This is a genomic window from Catenulispora rubra (genome assembly GCF_015356825.1).
Lineage (GTDB): Bacteria > Actinomycetota > Actinomycetes > Streptomycetales > Catenulisporaceae > Catenulispora > Catenulispora rubra.
This window is the reverse complement of record NZ_JAACYW010000655.1, coordinates 1-945: the sequence shown is the minus strand read 5'-3', so window position 1 is coordinate 945 and position 945 is coordinate 1. Positions and strand designations below refer to the sequence as shown.

Here is a 945-nt window from a genome sequence, read left to right as displayed (position 1 = left end):
GATCTGGGGAGGTCCGAGGGGGATCCGGTGAAGGCGGCTCGGCGCGCGTTTCGTGCGCCGGGCTTCCTCGTTTTCTCCCTTGCTCCGATAGCTTGACCTGTTGCTCGACCCTTTGCTTGACCCTTTGCTTGACCTCGCCCTTGGGGCAGGCCCGAGGCTTGATCCCGAGCCGCCCGGCGAACCGGACGGCCGTACCGATCCGATGAGGACACCGAATCGCGATGCCCGACGACGAACTGCTGACCAGCGGCGAGTTCAGCCGCCGCTCACGGCTCTCGCCCAAAGCGCTCCGCCTGTACGAGCAGCATGGCCTGCTGGTCCCCGACGAGGTCGACGCCGCCAACCGCTACCGCCGCTACCGCGTGGCGACCCTGGCCGACGCCCGCCTGATCGTCTGGCTCCGCCGCCTGGACATGCCGCTGCCCGACGTGGCGCGCGTCCTGGCGGCCCCGCCGGCCGAGCGCGAGGAGCTGGTCACGGCGTACTGGGACGCGGCGGAAGCGAAGTTCGCGGCCCAGCGCTGGCTGGTCGCACGCGTCCGCGAAGAGGTGTCCGGCCACGAAGGAGGCCCCACCATGACCCAGCCGATCCACACCCGCGACGTCCCGGCCCAGCTGGTCCTGACGGAACAACGCCACGTCACCCCCGAAGAACTCCCCGACTGGATCTCGCAGGCGATGATGCGCCTCCTGACGGCCGCGGGCCCCGCAGGCGGCCCCGCCGCGGAACCCTTCGTGGTCTACCACGGCGAAATCAACCACGACAGCGACGGCCCCGCAGAAGTCTGCGTCCCCGTGGACCCGACCCGAGCCGCCACCCTCACCACCCCGACCCGCGAGGAACCGGCCCACCGCGAGGCCTACCTCCGCATCACCAAAGCCCAGGTCGGCTTCCCCCAGATCCTCTCGGCCTACGACGCCGTCTCCCGCTGGCTCACCACCAACG

General features: G+C 70.7%; 1 protein-coding gene. It reads left to right on the top strand.

Annotated features, from left to right (window positions below; genetic code table 11):
- Positions 1-221 precede the first annotated feature (221 nt).
- Positions 222-945, top strand: a 724-nt coding sequence (locus GWK61_RS54790) for a MerR family transcriptional regulator (protein WP_228564581.1), incomplete at its 3' end; no start/stop codon positions are given.